At 35.6% G+C, this 23,438-nt stretch carries 25 protein-coding genes; 6 read left to right on the top strand and 19 right to left on the bottom strand.

Going from position 1 to position 23,438, the window contains the following annotated elements:
* Window positions 1-72: 72 nt before the first annotated feature.
* The 7 genes from DN408_RS12080 to DN408_RS12050 form a co-directional block, all read right to left on the bottom strand.
* Window positions 73-1,158 carry a DUF871 domain-containing protein gene (locus DN408_RS12080; protein ID WP_016126598.1) on the bottom strand — a complete coding sequence of 362 codons (1,086 nt, stop codon included), beginning with the start codon at window positions 1,156-1,158 and terminating at the stop codon, window positions 73-75.
* The gene (locus DN408_RS12075) at window positions 1,148-1,426 is read right to left on the bottom strand and encodes a hypothetical protein (protein ID WP_002087437.1); all 279 of its coding nucleotides are present in this window, start codon (window positions 1,424-1,426) and stop codon (window positions 1,148-1,150) included. Before DN408_RS12075 ends, DN408_RS12080 begins: the two co-directional genes overlap by 11 nt.
* Window positions 1,402-2,712, bottom strand: a complete 1,311-nt coding sequence (locus DN408_RS12070) for a PTS sugar transporter subunit IIC (protein WP_016126597.1) — start codon at window positions 2,710-2,712, stop codon at window positions 1,402-1,404. The genes DN408_RS12075 and DN408_RS12070 overlap by 25 nt, the downstream gene beginning before the upstream one ends.
* Window positions 2,713-2,788: 76 nt before the next feature.
* Window positions 2,789-3,094, bottom strand: coding sequence for a PTS sugar transporter subunit IIB (locus DN408_RS12065; protein ID WP_002087440.1), 306 nt, complete (start codon window positions 3,092-3,094; stop codon window positions 2,789-2,791).
* Between the two features lies 1 nt (window position 3,095).
* A complete protein-coding gene (locus tag DN408_RS12060; RefSeq protein ID WP_002125414.1) occupies window positions 3,096-3,416 on the bottom strand; it encodes a PTS lactose/cellobiose transporter subunit IIA in 321 nt (106 codons plus the stop codon).
* A 110-nt stretch (window positions 3,417-3,526) separates the two neighbouring features.
* Window positions 3,527-5,467, bottom strand: coding sequence for a BglG family transcription antiterminator (locus tag DN408_RS12055; RefSeq protein WP_016119633.1), 1,941 nt, complete (start codon window positions 5,465-5,467; stop codon window positions 3,527-3,529).
* Window positions 5,468-5,545: 78 nt separating this feature from the next.
* Complete coding sequence (locus DN408_RS12050) at window positions 5,546-6,634, bottom strand: DUF871 domain-containing protein (protein WP_016119632.1); 1,089 nt, start codon at window positions 6,632-6,634, stop codon at window positions 5,546-5,548.
* 473 nt (window positions 6,635-7,107) lie between these two features.
* On the opposite strand from DN408_RS12050, the gene DN408_RS12040 reads away from it, so the two are divergent.
* The 3 genes from DN408_RS12040 to DN408_RS12030 all read left to right on the top strand — a co-directional run bounded on the left by DN408_RS12040 (window position 7,108) and on the right by DN408_RS12030 (window position 11,646).
* Complete coding sequence (locus DN408_RS12040; protein ID WP_002029919.1) at window positions 7,108-8,310, top strand: MFS transporter; 1,203 nt, start codon at window positions 7,108-7,110, stop codon at window positions 8,308-8,310.
* 181 nt (window positions 8,311-8,491) lie between these two features.
* Entirely contained in the window at window positions 8,492-9,481 is a 990-nt protein-coding gene (locus tag DN408_RS12035) for an NAD(P)-dependent alcohol dehydrogenase (RefSeq protein ID WP_002125405.1), read from the top strand.
* 509 nt (window positions 9,482-9,990) lie between these two features.
* The gene (locus DN408_RS12030; RefSeq protein WP_098632415.1) at window positions 9,991-11,646 is read left to right on the top strand and encodes a Na/Pi cotransporter family protein; all 1,656 of its coding nucleotides are present in this window, start codon (window positions 9,991-9,993) and stop codon (window positions 11,644-11,646) included.
* 34 nt (window positions 11,647-11,680) lie between these two features.
* On the opposite strand, the gene DN408_RS12025 is transcribed toward DN408_RS12030, so the two are convergent.
* The gene (locus DN408_RS12025) at window positions 11,681-12,679 is read right to left on the bottom strand and encodes a YhdH/YhfP family quinone oxidoreductase (protein WP_098632416.1); all 999 of its coding nucleotides are present in this window, start codon (window positions 12,677-12,679) and stop codon (window positions 11,681-11,683) included.
* Window positions 12,680-12,993: 314 nt separating this feature from the next.
* Here DN408_RS12025 and DN408_RS12020 point away from each other — a divergent pair, with 314 nt between their 5' ends.
* Together DN408_RS12020 and DN408_RS12015 are read left to right on the top strand one after the other, a co-directional pair.
* Complete coding sequence (locus DN408_RS12020) at window positions 12,994-14,196, top strand: LCP family protein (protein WP_147740114.1); 1,203 nt, start codon at window positions 12,994-12,996, stop codon at window positions 14,194-14,196.
* A gap of 148 nt (window positions 14,197-14,344) precedes the next feature.
* Window positions 14,345-14,785 (top strand): hypothetical protein, encoded by a 441-nt coding sequence (locus DN408_RS12015; protein ID WP_002029912.1) that lies wholly within the window; start codon window positions 14,345-14,347, stop codon window positions 14,783-14,785.
* A gap of 33 nt (window positions 14,786-14,818) precedes the next feature.
* Here the strand turns inward: DN408_RS12015 and DN408_RS12010 are convergent, their stop codons facing one another.
* The 9 genes from DN408_RS12010 to DN408_RS11970 all read right to left on the bottom strand — a co-directional run bounded on the left by DN408_RS12010 (window position 14,819) and on the right by DN408_RS11970 (window position 20,478).
* Entirely contained in the window at window positions 14,819-15,592 is a 774-nt protein-coding gene (locus DN408_RS12010) for a sulfite exporter TauE/SafE family protein (RefSeq protein ID WP_078179140.1), read from the bottom strand.
* Between the two features lie 33 nt (window positions 15,593-15,625).
* Window positions 15,626-16,105 carry a DsrE/DsrF/DrsH-like family protein gene (locus DN408_RS12005; RefSeq protein ID WP_078179139.1) on the bottom strand — a complete coding sequence of 160 codons (480 nt, stop codon included), beginning with the start codon at window positions 16,103-16,105 and terminating at the stop codon, window positions 15,626-15,628.
* 88 nt (window positions 16,106-16,193) lie between these two features.
* A complete protein-coding gene (locus tag DN408_RS12000) occupies window positions 16,194-16,553 on the bottom strand; it encodes a rhodanese-like domain-containing protein (protein ID WP_002169111.1) in 360 nt (119 codons plus the stop codon).
* A 35-nt stretch (window positions 16,554-16,588) separates the two neighbouring features.
* Window positions 16,589-16,822 carry a sulfurtransferase TusA family protein gene (locus DN408_RS11995; protein WP_078179138.1) on the bottom strand — a complete coding sequence of 78 codons (234 nt, stop codon included), beginning with the start codon at window positions 16,820-16,822 and terminating at the stop codon, window positions 16,589-16,591.
* A 21-nt stretch (window positions 16,823-16,843) separates the two neighbouring features.
* Window positions 16,844-17,980, bottom strand: coding sequence for an MBL fold metallo-hydrolase (locus DN408_RS11990; RefSeq protein WP_002188384.1), 1,137 nt, complete (start codon window positions 17,978-17,980; stop codon window positions 16,844-16,846).
* A gap of 38 nt (window positions 17,981-18,018) precedes the next feature.
* Window positions 18,019-18,579 carry a sulfurtransferase TusA family protein gene (locus tag DN408_RS11985; protein WP_002125386.1) on the bottom strand — a complete coding sequence of 187 codons (561 nt, stop codon included), beginning with the start codon at window positions 18,577-18,579 and terminating at the stop codon, window positions 18,019-18,021.
* 88 nt (window positions 18,580-18,667) lie between these two features.
* The gene (locus DN408_RS11980) at window positions 18,668-18,931 is read right to left on the bottom strand and encodes a metal-sensitive transcriptional regulator (protein WP_000456201.1); all 264 of its coding nucleotides are present in this window, start codon (window positions 18,929-18,931) and stop codon (window positions 18,668-18,670) included.
* A gap of 241 nt (window positions 18,932-19,172) precedes the next feature.
* Window positions 19,173-19,757 carry a DUF3238 domain-containing protein gene (locus DN408_RS11975; protein WP_078178478.1) on the bottom strand — a complete coding sequence of 195 codons (585 nt, stop codon included), beginning with the start codon at window positions 19,755-19,757 and terminating at the stop codon, window positions 19,173-19,175.
* A gap of 136 nt (window positions 19,758-19,893) precedes the next feature.
* Window positions 19,894-20,478 carry a DUF3238 domain-containing protein gene (locus DN408_RS11970; RefSeq protein ID WP_147740113.1) on the bottom strand — a complete coding sequence of 195 codons (585 nt, stop codon included), beginning with the start codon at window positions 20,476-20,478 and terminating at the stop codon, window positions 19,894-19,896.
* Window positions 20,479-20,630: 152 nt separating this feature from the next.
* Here DN408_RS11970 and DN408_RS11965 point away from each other — a divergent pair, with 152 nt between their 5' ends.
* Window positions 20,631-21,104, top strand: coding sequence for a MarR family winged helix-turn-helix transcriptional regulator (locus tag DN408_RS11965; RefSeq protein WP_002087475.1), 474 nt, complete (start codon window positions 20,631-20,633; stop codon window positions 21,102-21,104).
* A 59-nt stretch (window positions 21,105-21,163) separates the two neighbouring features.
* Here DN408_RS11965 and spoVR read toward each other — a convergent pair whose 3' ends face one another.
* The gene (gene spoVR, locus DN408_RS11960) at window positions 21,164-22,579 is read right to left on the bottom strand and encodes a stage V sporulation protein SpoVR (protein ID WP_016101765.1); all 1,416 of its coding nucleotides are present in this window, start codon (window positions 22,577-22,579) and stop codon (window positions 21,164-21,166) included.
* 117 nt (window positions 22,580-22,696) lie between these two features.
* On the bottom strand, window positions 22,697-23,257 hold the full coding sequence (locus DN408_RS11955) for a nitroreductase family protein (protein ID WP_002125380.1): 561 nt from the start codon (window positions 23,255-23,257) through the stop codon (window positions 22,697-22,699).
* Window positions 23,258-23,438 lie beyond the last annotated feature (181 nt).

Here is a 23,438-nt window from a genome sequence, read left to right as displayed (position 1 = left end):
GAATTCTATATACGATAGACTAACTATTTCAACAGAAAAAAGAGGATGCTATAGCATCCTCTCTTACCTTCCCTATTCCACACAAGTAAACTGTGTCCAAGCTCCTACATAATCTAGTAAGAATAACTCTTCTTCTGCAATTGTACCGACAATATTTTTCCGTTCATCTATTGGCATTTCTTTCAGAATGATTTGTAGTTCACCTTTATACTTTCCAAATAGGTTATTACCAATTACAACTTGCCCTCTTTCCTGTCGTACACTTTCGCGCACTGGGAAGTCATAGTCTTTGTACTTTTTACGTACTTCTGTAGAACGTACCATATACTCTGTTATGTCACCGCGTCTTACGTGTAATTCTTGCAGTGTCGCTCTCTTCTCTACTTCAGTCGCTTCGTCTACAAATTGTACCTTTAGCTGTAACATGTAACGATTTAAGTTTCCTAGTTTCTCTAACTCTTCTTCACTCGCATAAGCATTTCCGATAATAACATCATCAATAAACCCTGTTGCCCATAAATGTTTCGCTTGTACTTCAATTGGTAAGTTACGATGTTGTTCTAACGTACATAATCCGTCATTAATATCCCATGGACCGATGTCAGCTGCATGCGATGTAATAAAGGCTGCACTGCGAATACCATGCTTTTTGAAGCGTTCACTACAGCGAATGAAATAATCATACGGAAGACCAGTAAATTTTTGCGGATAAAAATTGTGGCAACCAATTAAAGCTGATTTATTCGCTTGATGCGAAAGGATATTTTCTAAATAGGCAATATCATTACTTACATTCAGCTCAATTTTTAAGCCATATGGATTATTCGTCATTTTCGCTTCTGTTAACCCGTCAAACCCTACATCTAAACGAATTCCATCTGCACCTAACTCTGCAAAGAATGATAGATCACTATAACTAATACCAAGTTGATCGAATACAGCCGGAGCTACATCTAAAATAACTTCCATATTATACTCTTTTGCATGCCCAATAATTTCTTTAAATTCAGCTACAATTTCTTCTTTCGGACGATTCACAGATAATAGACATGTAAATATTCTTGAAAAACCGTGGCGTGCCGCTGCCGAAATGTATGCCATATCTTGTTCTTTCGTTGAATGCTCTGGATAAAGTGAAATTCCTAATTTACGCTCCATGCTTTTGCATCTCCTTCACACGTTGTATTAATGCCATGCTCGTAAATCTATATTTTGCAGATAAACATGTTGCACATAAAATCGTTGGTACGATGATAAAGTACGGTGATTCTAAACTAAATGCCACATAAGCCCCCATTGAACATCCAATAAATAATATCGACACAAGTAGTAAAACTAATAGCGATTTACTTTGTACCCACTTTGAATAATGTGCAATACACTGCCCCGCCACGAATGTAATTAAGATGATAATTGCTCCGAGCATTCTGTTTTCTCCTCTCCTGCTAATTGTTGCTTCTCATACATTTTGAAGAATGGATAGTAAATAACGAATGAGATAACAAAGTTAACAAGTACAAATACACCAGCCATAATTGTCCAGTCCGTACTAATAATCGCTGCAATTGGCGCTAACATCGTAAATGGCAGCTTCGCCATCATGAGCGGAATCATACCTGAAACAACTGCGAAATATGATACCGTCGTTGTAACTAACGGTGTAATAACGAACGGAATAATTAAGATTGGATTCATTACAATTGGTGCCCCGAAAATAATTGGCTCGTTAATATTGAATAAACCTGGTACGAATGATAATCTACCTAACTCTTTTAAGAACTTAGATTTAGAGAACATAAACATAATTACTAAAGCTAACGTTGAGCCTGATCCACCAATCCATACGAACCATTGAATAAATTGCTCTGTAAATAAGTTTGGTAACTGATGTGCATTTCCTGTAGCCGTGAATACTTCCATATTTTCAAGAATTGCTGAATCCCACATCGGACGGATGATTGGTCCTAAAATCGCTGGGCCATGTATACCGAACGACCAGAAGAACACGATTAAGAATACTGTTAATAAACCGCCGAATAAATTATTTCCTACTAATACTGATTTTAATGGTGCGATTAAATATGTGATTGTTGTGTTTACATCAAATTTCAAACCGTAACGAATACCCCAGAATAAAAGAATAACTACTAAAGTTGGAATTAATGCTGCAAACGAGTTTGCAACTGCTGGTGGTACACTATCTGGTAATTTAATCGAAATATTATGCTTAATCATAAAGTGATAAATTTCTACTGCAATTAATGCTGTCACAATAGCTCCAAATAAAGACGTAGCACTTAATGTCCCTACTGAAATATATCTTCCTGCATCAATAACACCTGGTACAGCTTTTGTTATTTGAATTGGTTCAACTGATGCTAGTAAAAAGGCGAGTACAGATAATAATCCTGCACTTAATTGATTGAGCTGATAAAAGTTCGCGAGTGAGGCCCCTACCCCAAATGCTGCGTATAAAGCCATTAAGCCTACTGTAAATCGGAATGGAATATCTAAAATATGACGAAACGGTGCAATCCACTCCATATATGCATCAATTGGTAAGTTTAAAAAGATAACGAAAAATGACCCGACAATCGTTAACGGTAATGTAGAAATAACTCCATTTCGAATTGCTAATAAATGTCGTTGCCCCGCAATCTTTTGCGTTGTTGGCATAATCTTCTGTTCCATAAAACTCATAAAACCATTCATCGATAACCCTCCCTATGTTCAATCTGACAAAAGTAAAAGTTATAACATTATAATGTTTATATTTAAAAAAATATAATTACGCTAAAACTAATTGTTCAGCTTGCTTAAGTACTTTCAAACCATCACACATACCATAATCTCGCTGCTCTATAATTGCAACTGGTATATCGTATGACTTTGCAAGAAACTCTACCGCTGGAAACAAATACTTCACCTGTGGTCCAATTAAAACAACATCAGCATTTTTTATTTCCAGTTTCACAAGTTCCGAATCAACTGCTTTAATTTTATAATCCTTCCCTTGTTTCTTTGCCTCTTCTTGCATTTTTCTTACAACCATACTCGTTGACATGCCTGCTGCACAACATAATAAAATGTACATATTATACTGTCACTTTCTCTTCCACTCGTTTATGAAGAGTAATAAATTCCTCAGCAAGTTCTTTCACTGTAATGGCATTCATTAAATGATCTTGTGCATGCACTAATAATAAACTTATTTCTGCATGATTGCCTCTTGCTTCCTCTTGAATTAAATCGGTTTGAATACGATGAGCGGATGATATTTCCTCACTAGCAAGTTCCATCTTTTCACTCGCATTCTGGAAATCTCCTTGTCTTGCAAAAGCAATTGCTTCAAGTGCCGCGCTTCTCGCGTTACCACCATGTAAAATTAACGCAAATGGAGTTTGCATATCAGTCATTTTAAATTCCTCCAAGCTATGTTTTTTCTATATTTTCATCTTATTATGAAAACGCATACAATTAAACATAAAAAACTTCCGTTATGTAACGGAAGTTTTAATATACTTTTTCATAATGATAGTAAGATTTCTTGAAAATCATCAACAGCTTGAGCCTGATGCAATTTTTCTATTATAGTTTGATTAGACATAATATCATATAAAAAATCATAAAGCTTTTGTAAATCTTCATTATTATTGCGCTTCACACTAAATAAAATAATAACTTGTACTTTTTTATCTCCCCAGTCAATCGCCTTATCGAGTGTACAAAACATCAAAAATGTCGTATCGCTTAATAATTGCATCGGATGCGGAATTGCCACTAAGTTTCCAACCGCTGTAGGAGATGTGTTCTCTCTCTCCATAACAGAAGCATAAAAGTTTGCGGGTACATAGTTTTTCTCAGCAGCTTTCTCACATAAAAACTGAATAACCTCTTCTTTCGTAGAAGCACTACGATTTAAGAAGATCAAATCTTCCTTAATATATTGCTGCATACTATCATTCACATGTGTAAATAACTGCTTACCAATTGATTTAATCTCTTTATCATCAAATATTGAGTTTACCTTTATAACCGGAACAGGCAAACCACTCGGTATATGAATCGTACTAATAATACAATCTATTTTATCTTTATAAAGATCTTCCACTTTCAATTGATAGTACCCTGTAATACCTACAATCTCTAGTTTATCTCGGAAATGTGATAGAATTTTATATTTCAGTAGTTGTGCACTCCCTTGACCAGTTGCACAAACTAATAAACATCTTTTCTTTTGATTATTTTCCTGCAAGCGGCTCATCGCTCCACCAAAGTGAATGGCAATATAACCAATCTCACTCTCTGGAATGGATTCACCCGTATATTCACCAATTATATCTCCAACGAGAACTGCAATTTCAAAAGCATATGGATAATTTTTTTTCACTTCTGCCAAAAGAGGATTCCTCGTATTTAACTTATATCTCAAACGATTTAATAACGTTTTTAAATGAACACCAAAACCAAATAATAATTCTTCATCGTAATAAAAAGTAAGATTCCGTTCTTCCGCTACTTTGAAAAGAATATGCTGCATGAATGCATATACGTCTTTCCCTAATAGCTCTTCTACATTTTCATAGCGATCTCTCGCTGTAACAGCAGTACTTAATAAATGCATCGTCACATATAAAATTTCTTCTTCTGGAAATTGAAGCTTTAGCTCTGCCCCTAAATTCCCTAAAATCTGTTTCGCAATTTTATATTCTTTCTTTATTATAAGTTCAGATTCCTCTACATGCAGTGCTTGAATGTAATGATCATCCCTGCATCTCTTTAAAGCAATCGCAATATGAATTGATAAATTATCAATTTCTATATCTGATAAATATATCGTTCCTCCCTCGATATACTTTAGTATAACTGAGCGGATGAGAGAAATATGGGGTAACGATAAATATGTGTCCGTCTGCTCATAGTTCTCATGAAACGGAGTATGGTCATACCGCGGTAAACCATATTGTGATAAACAAGAACGAATATTAAATTCTTCTCCTACAATACGTATACCATAATATGGTCTTTTTTCAATTTGTAACTCATAGCAACTACAAATATCCGTAACATCTTTCATAATTAAGTTTACAGTAGATTTACTCACATAAATCTCTTCCGCTAGCTGTGAAAGCTTCACATACCCATCTGTCGTTAAAATACGGTGTAAAATATAAGCTACTCTTTCTTCATAAGAAGTTGGAATCTTTTCTGTCTGTTTTTGAAATACATTTACGCAAAAATCTTCAAACTTCTTAGTTTTTATAATTTCTAGTTCGTACCCATTCCCTCTTTGTGATTCAATTTTCGCTCCGTGTTCTTCCAATATATCATTTAATAATTTTATATCCTTTTGAATCGTCTTCGTTGATACGTGTAAACGGCTCGCTAAAAAAGCTCGATTTAACATCGATTTCTCTTCTAAAAACTCCTCTAAAATGGAAATTAATCGCTGATGCACTTTTGTCATAGCTCTTCCTCTCGCTCTTTATATAAAAGGGAAAAAGCCACTGAAATCAGTAGTTTTTTCCCTTTTATCCCGCGTTCATTATTTCTTTAGCGTAAATCCAAACTTATCCCAAGCTTGTAAATAATCTAATAAGAAGATTTCTTCCTCTATAATTCGGCCAACTACATTTGTTTTTCCTGTATTCACCATATCTTTTAAAGCAATTTGCAATTCACCTTTATATTGGCCATATTGCTCATTATCAATTAAAAGATCGCCACGCTTAATTTCACGCGTATTATGCGGTTTAAACTCTTCTTTTTTATATTTCACACGACTTTGTGTAGAACGAATCATATATTCAGATACATCCCCGCGATAAAAATGAGGTTCTTCTAATACGATAATTCTTTCTAAATCTGTTGTTGTATCGTATATTTCTATATCAAATGTTTGTTTCTCTTTATTTAACGCACCTAGTGCTTGTAATTCTTCTTCTGAAGCATAAGCATTCGCAATAATAACATCATCAATTAATTCTGTTGCAAACAAATGCTTCGCCTGTGTTGTCATCGGTAATTCGCGATGCTGCTCTAACGTACATAACCCTTCTGTTACTGGCCAAGGTCCATATGTTGCATCGAATGATGAAATAAAAGCAGCTGTTCTCATACCGTAATCTTTAAATTGTTTCGAGCATTTAATAAAATGATCGTATGATAATCCTGAATAACGATGCGGATAGAAATTATGACAGCCAATTAAATTTTCACGATTTGGTCTATGACTCATAATGTTATCTACATACTTCGTACCGTTACTCATATTAATCTCAATTTTTAAACCGTATGGATTGTACGTCATAATCGATTCTTCTAATCCTGAGAAACCAACATCTAAACGAATACCGTAAGCACCTAGTTCATGGAAAAACGATAAATCATTATAAGAAATACCTAGTTGCTCAAAAACAGACGGACTAATATCAACCAATACTTGGAATCCTAATGCATTCGCATGAGAAATTATTTCTTTAAACTCTTCTACAATTTTCTCTTTTTCGCCATCTACAGATAATAAACATGTGAATACACGTGTAAATCCGTATTTACTTGCTAATGTTAAATACTCCTTATCTTCCTCTACTGTCGAATGTTCTGGATAAATAGAAATACCTAATCGTCTCATATGTACACGCCTCTTTCTTCATCATATTGTAAACCCTTTCAAATATATGTAGCGAAAAAGTATGTATCCCCTTCTCTTCCACTACAATTTGAATCCGCTTTCTTTAAAGAAAAAACAATTTCTATCATTCATAACAACTACTAGTCTATACATCTATACTTTACATCTTTTTTTCATAGTTGTGTAGTCTTTCCACAAATTTGTCAGTTTTTTTGCCTTGAAAATTGTTATACGTTTTCAAGGCACCTTCCTTGACTGTTACGTTGACCACTACATATACTCGAAAGAACAGAGATAAAGTGAAACTTTAATCAGTGGGGGTATTGTTCATCCCCCACTGATTATTAGCCTTCACCAATCGGGCGTTTACGGGCAGCACGACTCCCACCTAACTTCTTTGCTCCAACCAAATTTTGAGGTGAGAGTCTTACTGCCCGTTAACGCGGGAAAACTTTTATATAGGGGATGAATATATGGGAGAGGCAGTACTCGTAAAACGAGAACCGTTATGGACAAAAGAGTTTATTGCGCTAATTCTAGCAAACTTATGTATGTTTTTAGGATTTCAAATGTTAATTCCAACTTTACCTGTTTATGTGAAAGAAATTGGGGGCACAAGTTCAAATATCGGATTCGTTGTCGGCATGTTTACCGTTGCAGCACTTTTTATTAGGCCGCTAACTGGAAATGCCTTGCAGAAATTCAACAAAAAAATCATTTTAATGATCGGTACCGCTATTTGTTTACTCGCTATGGGCAGTTATCTTTTCGCTTCAACCGTTTTCCTATTGCTTGCCGTTCGAATTTTACACGGAGCTGGTTTTGGTATTACAACGACTACATACGGAACTGTCGTTTCAGATTTAATTCCGCAAGCTCGCCGCGGTGAAGGCATGGGATATTTCGGTCTTTCTGGAACTATCGCCATGGCGCTCGGTCCGCTTATCGGACTTTGGCTTATGCAAGCATATAACTTCACGATTCTTTTTTTATGTGCACTTTCATGCACAATAGTTTCATTAATATTAACGAAACTACTTCAAATCAAAAAATCGCCGCAACCACCACAGCAAACATCTGGTACCTTTCTCGATGGATTTATTGAGCGTAAAGCTTTACTTCCTTCATTATTAATATTATGTATTACATTAATGTACGGGGGAATTGGGAGCTTTATCACATTATTTGCTACGGAAGTCGGGATTGCTGATATCAGTCTCTTCTTTTTATTTAACGCACTTGCAATCGCTGTAACTCGCCCGTTTTCTGGAAGATTATATGATACGAAAGGCCATACATTCGTCATCATTCCAGGAGTTATTATTACGTTTACAGGTATTATCTTGCTGTCGTATACAACTACAATTCCGAGTTTAATTATTGCCGCAGCGTGCTACGGCAGTGGTTTCGGAGCAATTCAACCGGCACTACAAGCATGGATGATTGACCGAGTAGCACCGCACCGGAGAGGAGTAGCAACAGCAACATTCTTCTCAGCATTTGATCTTGGAATTGGTGCTGGAGCGATTATTTTTGGATTCATTGCACACTTTACCAACTATGCAACTGTATATCGATATTCCTCTCTATTACTTATCGCTTTTCTTTTCATTTACATCACAAGCTTACGGAAGCAAAAACAGGGGGATAAAACAAAAGAAAAAGCCGTTGGGTAATGCTAATTGGTTCTTTTTCGAAGTACTTGGACCAAAAAATCATGTATACACATTTGTAAAAAGCAGTGGATTCCTAAAAAAATCACACTGCTTTTTGCATTGTATTGAAGAGTGAACCGCTGTTCTATTTATTCATGTTGTTCGTATGATATTAATATAGAACGAATTGGAGGAAATATTAATGAAAGCAATAGTGTACACAAAATACGGTCTCCCCGACGTTCTTCAACTGAAAGAGATAGAAAAACCTGCTCCTAAGGACAATGAAATACTAGTAAAAATAAAAGCGACAACCGTAACAGCAGGAGATATTCGCTCACGAAGTTTTACGGTTCCCTCTTCTGTTTGGCTACCCGCTCGAATCGCACTTGGCTTTAAGCAACCGAAAAAACAAATACTCGGAATGGAATTGGCTGGTGAAGTTGAATCGGTAGGAAAAGACGTCACACGATTTAAAAAAGGAGATCAAGTTTTTGCAGCTACCCAAGTAAATTTTGGTTCTTATGCTGAGTATATTTGTCTACCTGAAGGTGGAGCAGTGTGCATGAAGCCCTCCAATATATCCTATGAAGAAGCCGCAGCCATCCCAATTGGAGCACGTACAGCTTTGTTTTTCCTTAGGAAAGCTAACGTTCAAAGCGGTCAAAACATTCTTATTTACGGAGCTTCTGGAAGTGTCGGAAGTTATGCAGTACAAATTTCCAAGTATTTCGGCGCAACAGTTACAGGTGTGTGCAGTAGCTCCAATTTAGAATTGGTCAAATCTCTAGGAGCTGACGAAGTAATTGATTACACCACAAAAAATTTTTCTACTACAGACGAAACTTATGATGTTATCTTTGAAGCGGTAAACAAGAGCTCCTTTTCAGAGTGTATTAAAATGTTAAAGGAAGGTGGTACCTATATAAATATCGTTGAACCGTTACCAAGTGCTCAAATGCTCTGGACTAAATTGACAAGTCGCATGAAACTCATATTAAGTCAAAACGCACCTGAAACTTCCGAAGCATTAAATTTCCTTAAAGAACTTGTTGAGAACGATAAAATAAAAGTGGTCATTGATAGGCAATACACTTTTGAAGAAATTATTGAAGCTCACATATATGTTGAAAAAGGACATAAGAAGGGGAATGTCGTCATAACTATGGAGCATAATGACGATTCTAAATAAAGAAAAAACACTTTGCATAATTGTTAAAATGCAAAGCACCGAAAGTTTTTAACATAAAAAAGCAGAGCAAATTCATATGCGAATTGCTCTTTTTTATTGTTGCGAGCATCTCAAAAGAAAACAGTTTAAAATAATTTAATCGTTTTTTACTTTCATTAAATAAATCCATTTCAAACCTCCCCCGTTTCCCTACATATTTTTCTAACTTTAATCAAAAAATATGCAAAGAACCATCATCATAACAAAATAAAATTCCAATCCGCATACCCAGTTGGGTAGTTTCCCTTCACCTATTTTTACTATCAATAAATAGTGTGATAAATGTGACTTCTTCACAAAATAGTCATATACCATGCATGAAAACCAATTAAATCCAGGTGTTTCTTTAAAGAATTGTAAACTTTTTATCACTTTGTAAATTTAGTGTAAATTTTACAGACAAACCGTTTACAGTGCCTCAAGGTTTAGTTAATAATTACATCGTACATGAAATTTAAGGAGTGGAATGCGTGGAATACAATATTCAAGATATGATCTTCCAGTTCATTGGTGGATTAGGTATTTTCTTATTCGGGATTAAATACATGGGCGATGGACTGCAACAAGCAGCTGGAGATCGTCTTCGCGATATTCTAGATCGTTTTACAACAAATCCTCTTATGGGTGTACTAGCAGGTATGTTAGTTACTGTATTAATTCAATCAAGTTCAGGAACAACCGCTTTAACAGTCGGACTTGTAAGTGCCGGATTTATGACATTAAGACAAGCAATTGGTGTTATTATGGGTGCGAACATCGGAACGACAGTTACTGCATTTATTATCGGAATTAAAATCGGAGAATACGCTCTCCCAATTATGGCAGTTGGAGCAATCTTACTATTCTTCTTTAAAAATAAAAAAGTACATTCTGTAGGTCAAGTTGTATTCGGTTTTGGTATGTTATTCTTCGGTTTAGAATTAATGAGCGCAGGTATGAAACCTCTTCGTTCTTTAGAGTCATTCCAAGAGTTAATGGTTAGCATGAGTGATAATCCAATTTTAGGAATTGTTGTTGGTACAGTCTTCACTTTAATTGTACAAAGTTCAAGTGCGACAATCGGTATTTTGCAAGAACTATTCGGTCAAGGTGCAATCGATTTACAAGCTGCTCTTCCTGTATTGTTCGGTGATAACATCGGTACGACAATTACAGCCGTATTAGCAGCAATCGGTACTTCAATTGCAGCAAGACGTGCAGCATTAGTTCACGTTATCTTTAATATTATCGGTACCATTATCTTTACGATTATATTAATACCATTTACAAGTTTAATTCAATATTTCCAAACGTCATTAAACTTAAATCCAGAAATGACGATTGCATTTGCACACGGGACGTTTAACGTAACGAATACAATCATTCAGTTCCCATTCATTGCAGTATTAGCCTGGATTGTAACAAAAATTATTCGTGGTGAAGATGCATCTATTAACTTCAAACCGCAACATTTAAATCCAATCTTTATTGAGCAATCTCCAGCTATCGCTTTAACAGAAGCTCAAAAAGAAATCATTCGTATGGCTGAGTTTTCATTACATGGATTAAAAGAAGCAAACCAATTTTTAAATACACAAGATAAAAAACATGCTGACATGGCTACTCAATTAGAAGGAGCTATTAACAATTTAGATAAAAAAATTACCGAGTATTTAGTTTTACTATCAGAAAAACCACTTTCACCTACAGACTCTGAAAAACATTCAGTTTTAGCAGGTGTTGTTGGAGATATTGAACGTGTCGGTGATCATGTAGAAAACCTTGTAGAACTTGTAGATTTCCAAATTTCAAACCGCGTTTCACTATCAGATGAAGCACTAGCTGAATTAAATGAAATGCTTGAATTAACAATTTCAACATTACAAGATGCAATCAATGCTTTAACAAACTTCGATACTGAACTAGCACAAACGGTTATTGCAAAAGAACGTAAAATTGACCAAATGGAACGTGTTCTACGTAAACGTCACGTATTACGTCTGAACGAACGTAGCTGTTCAGGTGATGCAAGCATCATCTACGTTGATATGGTAAGTAACTTAGAGCGTATCGGTGATCACGCTGTAAATATCGCTGATGGTGTTTTAGGTGAACAAGGAAAAGTAAATTTAAAACAATCATTATAATAGGAAAGAGACGCTAATTTAAGCGTCTCTTTTTTCATTTCATCTTTACAACCGTTCTTCCTTTTAACTTTCCTTGCAGTATAAGTGCAAACTTCTCATCTAATTCTTTTAATGTACATTCTTCTGTATAAGATAATAGCTCTGAATTTTTCCACTCACCTGCTAGCAATGCCCACACGTCTCTTCTCACATCTACTGGACATTGAACTGAATCTATTCCTAAAAGGCTAATCCCTCGTAATATGAATGGGTATACACTTGTATTTAATTCATGCCCTGCTACGTTACCACACGTTGTTACACAGCCTCCATACTTAACTACCTTTAAAGAACTTTCTAACATGCTTCCGCCTACAGTATCGACAACCCCAGCATATATTCCTTTAAGCATCGGTCTCCCTGATTCATCACTCAACTCCGTGCGATGAATCATCTTTTTTGCACCTAAACGTAGCAGCATCTCTTTCTCTTCCATTTTCCCTGTTGCCCCTACTACGCTATATCCTAGCTTTCCTAAAATACTAACTGCTACACTGCCTACTCCGCCCGTAGCACCCGTTACTAAAACATCTCCCATACTAGGCGTAATTCCCGCTCTAATAAGCTTATATACCGATAGGGCAGCTGTAAAACCTGCTGTCCCGTACATCATACTTTCCTTCAAAGTCATTTCTTTTGGTAAAGGAACAACCCAAGATGATGGCACGCGAATATATTCCCCGAAACCACCAGAAGTATTCATACCTAAATCATATCCAGTTACAATAACTTGATCGCCTTCCTGAAAGGCGTTATTTCCACTACTAACAACCTCTCCTGCTGCATCTATGCCAGGTGTATGAGGATATGTTCTCGTTACACCTTTATTACCAGTAGCTGAAAGGGCATCTTTATAATTTAATGAAGAATAATGAACACGTATTAATACGTCTCCTTCAGGTAAACTATTTACTTCTCTCTCAACAAGCTTTCTTTCAAATTGATTATTTTCCTTTTCTTTCACGACAATTGCTCGGAATGGTGTATGATTCATTACGCTCTCTCCTTCATCCGTAAAATCCTTCTTTATTATATAAGAAGTACATATACAGCTAATCACATCTTCTTGGCTATATTTCAACAAATCTTACTTCTCTATCACTTTCTCACATTACATATTTTCATTTCTACTAAAACAACTTATACTTATTCTACATCTCAAAAATAAAATATAGAAAATCTAACTTTTTATAAATAAATTGAATTTTTACGAAATGTAAATGATTTGTAATGTTTTTTTTCGCTAAATTTCATTATAATAAGTGGATATGAGTGTCGTATTTCAATCCAAATGAAGGAGTACAAGAAATGGAGCAAAACCCATCTTTACAAGAAAATACACGAACTAAACCGAAAAATAGTAAGAAAAAAACAAAAATTATTATAAGCGTTATTCTATTAGTTTTAATAATAGGTGGCGGTTATACATGGTTTTTAGTAAATAAAGCATCTTCTGCTGTTCGAAATGCCGCTCACGATTTAGCGCGCGGTGATAAATCTGATTTACGTGATAAAGCTGTAAAACCTATTACAAATAACGTCTCTGTCTTAATAATGGGTGTTGATGAAAGCGATGTCCGTGGGAAAGAATATGGTGAAGCTATACGAACGGATGCACTATTACTTGCAACCTTTAATAAAGATAGCAAAACTGTAAAACTATTAAGTATTCCACGAGACACATATACTTATATTCCAGTAGAAAAGAAAAAAGATAAAATTACACACGCTCATGCATTTGGTTCTACTAAAAACGGAAAAGATGGTGGACCACAAGCTAGTATTGATGCAGTTGAAAAATTAATGAATGTTCCCGTCGATTACTTTGTAAAATTCAACTTTAAATCATTCATGAAAATCGTTGATGATTTAGGCGGCATTGAAGTTGACGTACCAGTTGAATTTACTGAACAAGATAGTAATGATAACGCCGATGCAATTCACCTGAAAAAAGGTGTTCAAAAGTTAAATAGTGAAGAAGCTCTTGCTCTTGCTAGAACACGACACGTTGATAGTGATGCGATGCGTGGACAACGTCAGCAACTCGTTATTGAAGCAATTTTAAAAAAACTAACAAGCGTCGGATCCGTAACAAAAGTTGGTAACATCATTGATGATATTAACGGACAATTCGTTACAAACTTAACATTCGATGATATGCTTTCATTCTATAAATATGGAGCAGATTCTTCAATTGAGAAATTACAAATTGAAGGTGAAGATTGTTACATGGCAAAAGGTGATGATACATGTAGTAAGTCAGCTGGTGGTGGCCGAACTTACTACTACAATCCAGATAAAAAAGAATTAGCTAATGTTACAAACGAACTTCGTAGTCACCTTGGACTACCTGCATATACAAAATCTGATTCTGATTCGAAAAAAACAAACTCAGAGAAAACAAAAGAATCTAAGTCTGCAAATACGAGTGAACGCGAATCAAGTAACAATGAAACGAATAATAAGAATAACAGTGAAGATACAGAAACATCGTCTAATGACAATGAATAAAGTGAAGCAGTGCTCTATGGAGGTAGAGCACTGCTTCTTTTTAATGCTTTCAAAACAAAAAATCAGAACTTTCCAACTATCTTTTTTAATATTTTTAAATTATAATAAATAATAGTAATCTATTCCAATTATCAGGGGGCTCATACATATGAAAGCTGCAGTAAAACATAACATTTCAGATTTTAAAGAGTACTTAAAATCAAACGATATATATATGGAAGAAAATATAGATGAAAATGATGGTTCTGTACATTTCTCAGTAGGACTAGAAACAGAAGCTGGCGCAAAAATTCAACTTATCGCTGCTTTCCAAAGCGAACATCCTGCTGTGGATATATACTGCTTCAATGTTGCTCTTGTACCTGATTCAACATCAACAAATGATATTTTACATGTCATCAATGAATTAAACACATCTTATCGATTTGCAAAATTCACGCTAAACAAACAAAATGCAATTGATATTTCAACATCTCTTGCATTCTCAGAACCAAACTTTAATCCCGCACTTGTCTTTGAACATACGAGAATGCTATATAAACTGGCAAACGATGAGTATAAGAACTTAATGAAAGTTATTTGGGCGTAAATAAAAAGATGGTGCTACAAGAGCACCATCTTTTTATTTCGATATCATATCAACCCACATCTTTATCGCAGTTCCTACAATTAAAGTAGACAATACGTATTGCAAAACTTTTTGATTCACTCTCTTCCCTACTCTCACTCCAAGAGGAGCGGCAAATAAACTTGCTATCGCAACGATAAGAGCCGGAATAACAACTATTTGTCCAGTAATCACTTTTCCAGTAGTAATTCCTATCGAGGAAATAAAAGTAATAGCGATAGATGTTGCTATTGTTGTACGTATCGGTAGTTTTAAAACAACTAGCATAATCGGTACTAAAAGAAATGCACCACCAGCCCCAATAATGCCGGAAACACTTCCTACAATAAACGCTAGCAAACTAGCGAGCCACTTTTTGTACGTAATTCCTTCTGTCCCCTTACGATTGCTTCGCTTCGGTATAAACATCATAATAGCCGCAATAGTAGCTAGTAATGTGTAAACAACGTTTACAGCATGCTCATTTAATAGATTCGCACTAAAGCTACCTACAAAGCTTCCTATTAATATACTAGCTCCCATATACACAACTAAAGTTTTATCCATATCGTTACTTTTCCTATACGCCCACGCGCCTGCAAAAGTTGCAAAGAATACTTGAATCGCTGTAATACCACTCACTTCATGTGATGTATATCCAGCAAATCCTAGCAATACTGGAATGTATAAGATCATCGGATAATTAATAATTGCACCGCCAATCCCAACCATTCCTGAAATAAATGACCCTATAAACCCAATAATAAAAAGCAGTACTGTTAAACTCATATTGTATCCCCCGCCTTCTAAAAAGAAGGTGATTTAAATAAATAAATTCACATTCCCATCCGAAGCATCTGCTAAATATGCACCTACTCCTGCAAACTCTATCCCTTCCATAATCTCTTCCTCTTTTAACCCTAATAAATCTACTGTCATTTGACAAGCTACAAGTTTAACTCCCTGTTCTTTCGCCAAATCAATTAAATCTGGTAAAGGCATCGCATTATGTTTTTTCATAATACCTTTAATCATTTTTGGCCCCATACCAGCAAAATTCATTTTTGATAATCCCATCTTATCAGCGCCGCGCGGCATCATTTTTCCAAATACTTTTTCTATGAACGTTTTCTTTACTTTCACATGCTCATCTTTCCTAAGGGCATTTAAGCCCCAGAAAGTATGAAAAATAGTCACCTCTTGATCATACGCCGCTGCACCATTTGCAATAATATAAGCTGCCATCGCCTTATCATAATCTCCACTAAATAAAACAATCGTCGTTTTCTTCTGTTGTTCCATGTTGTTCTCCTCCTAATTACCTATGGGGGTATTTAAAAAATTGTGAAATGCCTCAAATTATCTAGCTACACCCGATACTAATTTCCCCTTACAAAGCGTTCATACCGCCTGAAACATTTATAATGCGCTGAAATCCTAATTTCTTTAATACTTTTGCTGCTTGCTTACTTCTCATCCCGCTCTGACAAATAACAATCACTTCCTTATTTTTATCTAATTGATTTGCTCTACTAGCTAACTCATTTAGTGGGATATTCTGAAACCCCTTCATATGATTTCCTCTATATTCACCTACTGTACGAACATCGACAAATTGTTTTCCCTGTTTTCCCACTATACTCTTTAATTCTTTTCCATTTATATTTTGAACACCTTTCACCGGTAAAAAACGCGAAATAACAAACCATGCAGCAAGTACAATGAAAAGCGTACTTAATATTGTATTCATATAACCAACCTCTCCGCCTTTACAAAACTAGTTCTTCACTGCGCCTTCTTAATCCAAAACTTCAGTACATCGTCCTCTATATTATGCTTTACTATTTCATGACCGCCTGTTTTTGACCATGCTGGAATATCTTTTACTGATCCTTTATCTGTTACATGTACTTCTAACACTTCTCCAGTTTGTAAAGCATCCATCGCTCTCTTCGTTCTTACAATTGGCATTGGACATGCTAAACCTTTCGCATCTAATACTTGTTTTACATTCATCATCTATTCCTCCAGTTTGTTATTTTATAATGAATCATGAACTGCACAACGATTTGGGCCAATCTCCATTTCACGCTCTTCTTCCACACTCGGATAAATCTTACCCATATTCGTTTGACGAATTTCTTCATAAGCATTCGGCTGAGACGGTAAGTTCTCTGTCACATTTTTACGAAACTCTCCCTCATCAACAATATTTAACCCTACATTCTCCTTAAATAAATCTTGTAAATGCGCACTCACAATGCCTCTGTCGTCCATTTCACTTATTTTTGAATAATGAGCCGGTAAAACAATTAAATCTTGAGACAGTTCCTTATAAAGTTTATATAACGTATTTCGTAAATCACTCACCCAATCTTCAGCCTTCCCAGCAAGATCTGGACGGCCAATTGAATCTACAAATAAAATATCACCTGATAATAAATAGGAATCATCTACAATAAATGATGTACTTCCAATCGTATGCCCCGGTGAGTATAATGCGTCAATTTCAATTTTGGTACCCCCCACCGTAATAACAGATCCTTCAACAAGCGGTTTATATGAGAAAACGACTTCCTCCGCATCTTTTGGAGGTAACCAATACGTACCACCTACTTTTTCAGCTAACCTACGTCCTCCAGAAATATGGTCTGCATGTAAATGTGTATCCATGACATTCGTAATAGTAACACCATGCTCTTCCGCAAAATCTTCATATGCTTCAACCGTTCTGACTGCATCAATAACTGCTGCTTCACCGTTTGAGACGATCATATAAGATAAACAGCCTTTTCCAAGACGGTTAAATTGATATACACTTCCTCCGCCCTGTACATCTCCTACTTTTAACGGCTTTACATATTCACTCCAAGCTTTCATACCACCAGCTAAATAATAAACATCATTGAATCCGGCATGTAACAATTGCTCTGCGACAAACTGCGAAGAACCTTCTTTCGCACATACGACTAAAATTTCTTTCTCCCTCGGCAATTCATCTACAATATGATCTACACCATCTAATAAGTCAAAATACGGTTTATTTATAGAAGAAACTTGTTTCCCTTCAATTTTCCAATCTTCATAGTCCGTTTCATTACGAACATCTAAAATAAACAATTCTCCGAATAAAACTTTCTCTACGACATCTTTTGCTTGTAACAGTTTAACACTCATTCAATTACCCCCTGAGGTATATTTATATTTAAAAAATTTTATTTTTCTATATTTCCTTGCCACTCTAACATACCTGGAATGACATTTTTCACGTTTGAAAAACCTCTCTCTTTCAACACTTGGCAAGCTACATCACTACGGTTACCAGTTCGGCAAACAACATAAATTGGTTTCGCACTGTCTAACATAGCACTATCTAATTCACCTAACGGCACCGAAATTGCGGATGGAATATGACCAAAGACGAATTCCGCTTCTTCACGAACATCTAATACAGTGCACTCTTCACCACTTAATAATATATTTTGCAATTCCCCATTCGTAATTGTATGAGGATACTTCACAACTTCATTTACTTCATGTTCATGGGATTTTCGTACATAATGCTTTAATATATCTCCCTCTTGTTTCGTTCCAATATATTGATGCCCTACTTTATTTGACCAACTTTGTATATCTAACGTCGATCCTTTATCCGTCGCCTCTATTTCAATAACTTGTCCTGATGCCAATCCTTCCATCGCCTTTTTTGTCTTCACAATTGGCATCGGACAAGCCAAGCCTTTACAGTCTAAATTCATATCAACTTTTATACTCATAATCATTTCCTCCCTAACCATTATACATATACCTGTAGGGGTATAATAAAATGTTTTTGAAAATCTGTCAACACATATGTTTGACAGATTATCGGCTTTTTACAAGTAATTGAACAGCTTCTTTAATTAACTCTTCATTTGAACCATTACCTGTTTCAAACTGCTCGCGCAAACATTGCTCTAAATTTGTTCCAACAACGAGTCCAATTGTACGATCAAGTGCAGAACGGGATGCAGTTAACTGTGTAATAACATCTCGGCAATCTTTTCCCTCTTCCATCATGCGAAGCACACCACGAACTTGACCTTCAATACGTTTCAATCTATTTTTCATATCTTGATTATATTCCACTGTAGACCACCTCCGTAATTATAACTATATTATACATTACTTTGTAACTTTGTATAATATCATATACCCTTAAGGGTATATTGTAAAGTGGTTTATTTTTTTGAAATATCCTAGAGTATAGTAAAAATGCAAAAGCCACTGATTTCATTGGCTTTTGCATTTCTCAACTACACTGCTTGGTAGTCCAACTAATTCATTTCATTTACGAATCAAGGAATCAACCGTTTTATTATCCTACTTCTTATAAACTCTTTGTAAAACTATAATCCATTTCTCCACCTAACGCTTCAGGTGTATCACCAGTTTCTCTAAAATCATGTGTATAAATTTGTTCAAATGAACCGAAATCTACTTGCTTATAAAATTCGAAACAAGGGAATCCATCATGTTCTCCTTGAATATCAATACTACCATCCTTTTTCACACATACAGTTAATAAATAGTCCACAGGAGGGGCATACATATTTAACGGATTACTAGCGCTTGCACTCATTTTGAATTGCACACCGTCAGAATTCCATGAAATATCCGTACACACAATATTTTCAGTACTCGCTTTTCCTGTTCTTTTATTCACAGAACCATCTGGATTTGTGACCTTCTCTGTCGTAATACCCGTGTTTGCATATGAAAACACTTCTTCTTTATAAAAGTCCACTACTACCTCTTGCTCAACTCTAGAGCGCATAGTATTTACCGCATGTGGTGTAAACTCACGTGAATCACCTTCGAATTGGATTACTTTCCCTGTTTGTACATCCTTCCGCGGTTCTGTCCAAGACACTGGAATAAATACACTGGCTCTAATTTTAACGATATTCGTCATAAGAAACACCCCTGTAATTCTAATTTTATATACTGCATACTATTGAATAAAATAGACCACAATTTCAATCCTAGAACCAATAGCTTTCTCTTTTACGTTTGCTACTTCCTTCTAAAAAATAGCGCTATATTTATATCTAGATTTTCGTTTTAAAGCTATATTCCATTTCTCCAGCTAGTGCTGCTGGGGTATCATCCGTTTTCCTGAAATCATGTGTATATATTAATTCAAATGAACCAAAGTCGATTTGTTTATAAAATTCATAGCAAGGAAAACCATCATGTAAACCTTCAACATGCACAGTACCACTTTCATTAACTCGTATAGTCAAAAAATAATCAGCTGCAGGTGCTGCCGCGTTTAACGGATTACTTGCACTTGCTCTCATTTCAAATGAAACTTCATCTTCACTCCATACAATATTTGTACATGCAATGTTTTCTGTACTTGTTTCTCCTTTTTGATACTCAATTGAGCCATCTGGATTTGTAATTTCCACAGTAACGATACAAGCATCTGCATATGTGAAAATTTCTCTTTTATAAAAATCAACAACCACTTCTTGTTCTAATCTTGAACGCTTTGTGTTCACAGCGTATGGTGTAAACTCACGTGCATCTCCGGCATATTCAAACGCTCTTCCTGTTGCAGGATCTTTAATAGGTTCCAGCGATGCATATGGTGCAAATACACTCCCTCTAATTTTAACGATATTAACCATGTGAAACCTCCATAATTCATTGATTTTATTTAGATAAATCATTATTTATTCTATTACCATTATATAGTCAATTTGATTGACTATATCCTGTATAGTACAATAGATTCTACTTATAGTCAATTTAATTGACTATAAGCAAGGAGGTTATATACATGACTCATCAAACACTTAACGAACTAGATCTTACTTCACTTTTATCACTATCCTTCAGTACATTAATTACTGAACTACACGACAAATTAAGTGAATTGGGATTTGAAGATATTAGGCCCGCACACGGTTTTATGTTCAAACGTATCCTTCCTAATGGAGCAACCGGTATAGAACTAGCTGAATATTTAGGGGTTTCAAAACAAGCCATAAGTAAAATGGTAGATTCTCTTGAGAACAGTGGTTATGTCACGCGCCAAACGCATCCTACTGATAAAAGAGGTAAAATTATTGTTTTAACCGAGCGTGGTTTAGCAGTAATGAAAGCAAAAGAAGAAATAGTAGCTGAAATAGAACAACGATGGATTGCAAACATAGGTGCAGAACGAATGCAAATGCTTAAAGAGGATTTAACAACATTCGTTACTAAAGAAAATACAGGAAAATTATCATCGAGCATACGACCTGTTTGGTAAACAAAAACTCCATATAATAAAAAAGAACGGACATAGCATTTCTATGTCCGTTCTTTCCATCACACATACTTCCGATGCACCATCTTCCCATCATAAGAAAACACAACGCCCTTACTCTCCACAATCGATTCCATATGCACTGTTCTTCCCCATAGCTGATGAAGATACGGTAATACTTTTTCTAAGTATTTTAAATCTAGTTCAATTCCTTCATAGCTATGTTTAATGTACAATTCCCCATTCTTTAAGTAGTCTCCATCTTCTACTACTAAGTACGGGAAACCTCCATTTGTGCGCATATTTACGAGTTGATCGCGTACATGCTCCCATTCTTTATCAATTACTTTATATTCTTTTCCTTGGCGCTGGAATAAGTACATATCTTCTCTCATTACAAGTTTTTTATTTAAATAGTTTCTTAGGAACGATACATCCCATTCAATTTCCCGTACTTCAAAGATTTTGTCACGACCAGAACCAGGTTTCACACCGCGTCGTTTCATTTCTTCTGTCGGGTTGTTATAGCGCTCTTCAATATCTTCGAACATTTTAATACCGAGGTAGTATGGATTAATACTTGTTTTTGATGGCTGTACGACACCTGCGTTAAGCTTCGCGAATTCGATTGCTTCAGAAGATGTTAAGTCCATTTCACGAAGTATGCGTTGATGCCAGAAGGAAGCCCAACCTTCATTCATAATCTTCGTTTCAAGCTGTGGCCAGAAGTATAACATTTCTTCACGCATCATCGTTAATATGTCGCGCTGCCACTCTTCTAGCTCACGGCTATATTCTTCAATAAAGAGGAGTAAATCTTTTTCTGGCTGCGGTGGGATTTTCTTCTTTTTATGCATATTAGGTCGTTCTCTCTTTTTGTTTCGATCATCTAAATTCCATAAATCATCGTACTGTGATATCTTTTTCTTTTCTACATCCTCTTCTAAATCTTCAATACTCCATGCAAGTTTCGGACGCATAAGCGATGGATCAATATGTTCTTGAATGGCAAGTACGGCATCTAAAAATGTTTCTACCTCTTCTCTTCCATACTTATGTTCATACGCCTTCACACGATCTGCTGTCGCTGCCATACTCTCAACCATATCGCGTTTCGTATTAGAAAAACGAATATTATTTTTGAAGAAATCACAATGTGCTAAAACGTGCGCCACGATTAATTTATTTTGAATTAAAGAATTCGTATCTAATAAAAAGGCGTAACATGGATTAGAGTTAATAACGAGTTCATAAATTTTACTAAGTCCTAAATCGTATTGTAATTTCATTCTGAAAAATTGCTTTCCAAAACTCCAATGCGAAAACCTCGTCGGCATCCCATATGCACCAAATGTATAGATAATTTCCGCTGGACATACTTCATAGCGCATCGGATAAAAATCAAGACCAAATCCAGTCGCAATTTCCGTAATTTCAGCAATCGCATATTGCAGCGCTTTATCTTCACTTGCTCTCATTATTTTCCCTCCTTACACTTTCCCTTAAGAAAGTGTATGATAAGGAACAAGCTTTCATGAGGATTGATTGCATAATAAAAAGGCACCCTCTAAAAAAACGAGAATGCCTCTTTCTAATTAACCTTCAATGATCTCCATCTTCTCCGTAATCGGTGTACGAGCTTTTCCTTCTGGTGCTTTATCGAAATAGCCGATATGAAGAATTCCAATGATGCGTTGACCTCTTGTTAAACCAATTCCTTCTATAAATAGTGGATTGTAGTTTAATCCACCTGATTTCCAAACGCACCCTAAGCCGCGTTCCCAAGCAAGTAATTGAAAGTTTTGCATAAATGCACATGTTGCAGCGTAATCTTCGTCACGTTGAATTTGACGCGGATCTTCATTAATGTAAACAACGATTTGAGCAGGTGTGCTTAAGAAACGATCAGATAAAGTTTTGCCGCGTTTTGCTCTTTCTTCTTCTGTGAAAGAGTTTAGTACTGCGTCTACTAATTTCTGACGGCCTTCTCCAATGTATAATTTACAATTCCATGGTTCACGGTGTTTATGATTCGGTGCCCATGTTGCGTCGTTCAATAGTTCAATTAATAGCTCTTTTTCTACTGCTTTATTTGTAAATGTACGAACAGAACGTCTTTCTTTAATAACGTTTGCGATGGAAGTATATGTAGTCATATTTTTCTCTCCCTTATTTTTATCTATATGTATAAATCCGTCATTGATATTGATTTTCAATTTCGATTATAACCTAGTTTTTCACTATTAATCAATGTTTTATGTTGGAAAACCATGAAAAACTTCTTTTTATACTGTGAATAAAAAAACTTAACTTGTTCACAAGTTTTTCACATTTTAT

It is taken from the genome of Bacillus sp. AR13-1 (assembly GCF_008042285.1).
GTDB lineage: Bacteria > Bacillota > Bacilli > Bacillales > Bacillaceae_G > Bacillus_A > Bacillus_A mycoides.
Note: the sequence above shows the minus strand (reverse complement) of the source record. Positions and strands in the feature narration are given on the sequence as shown.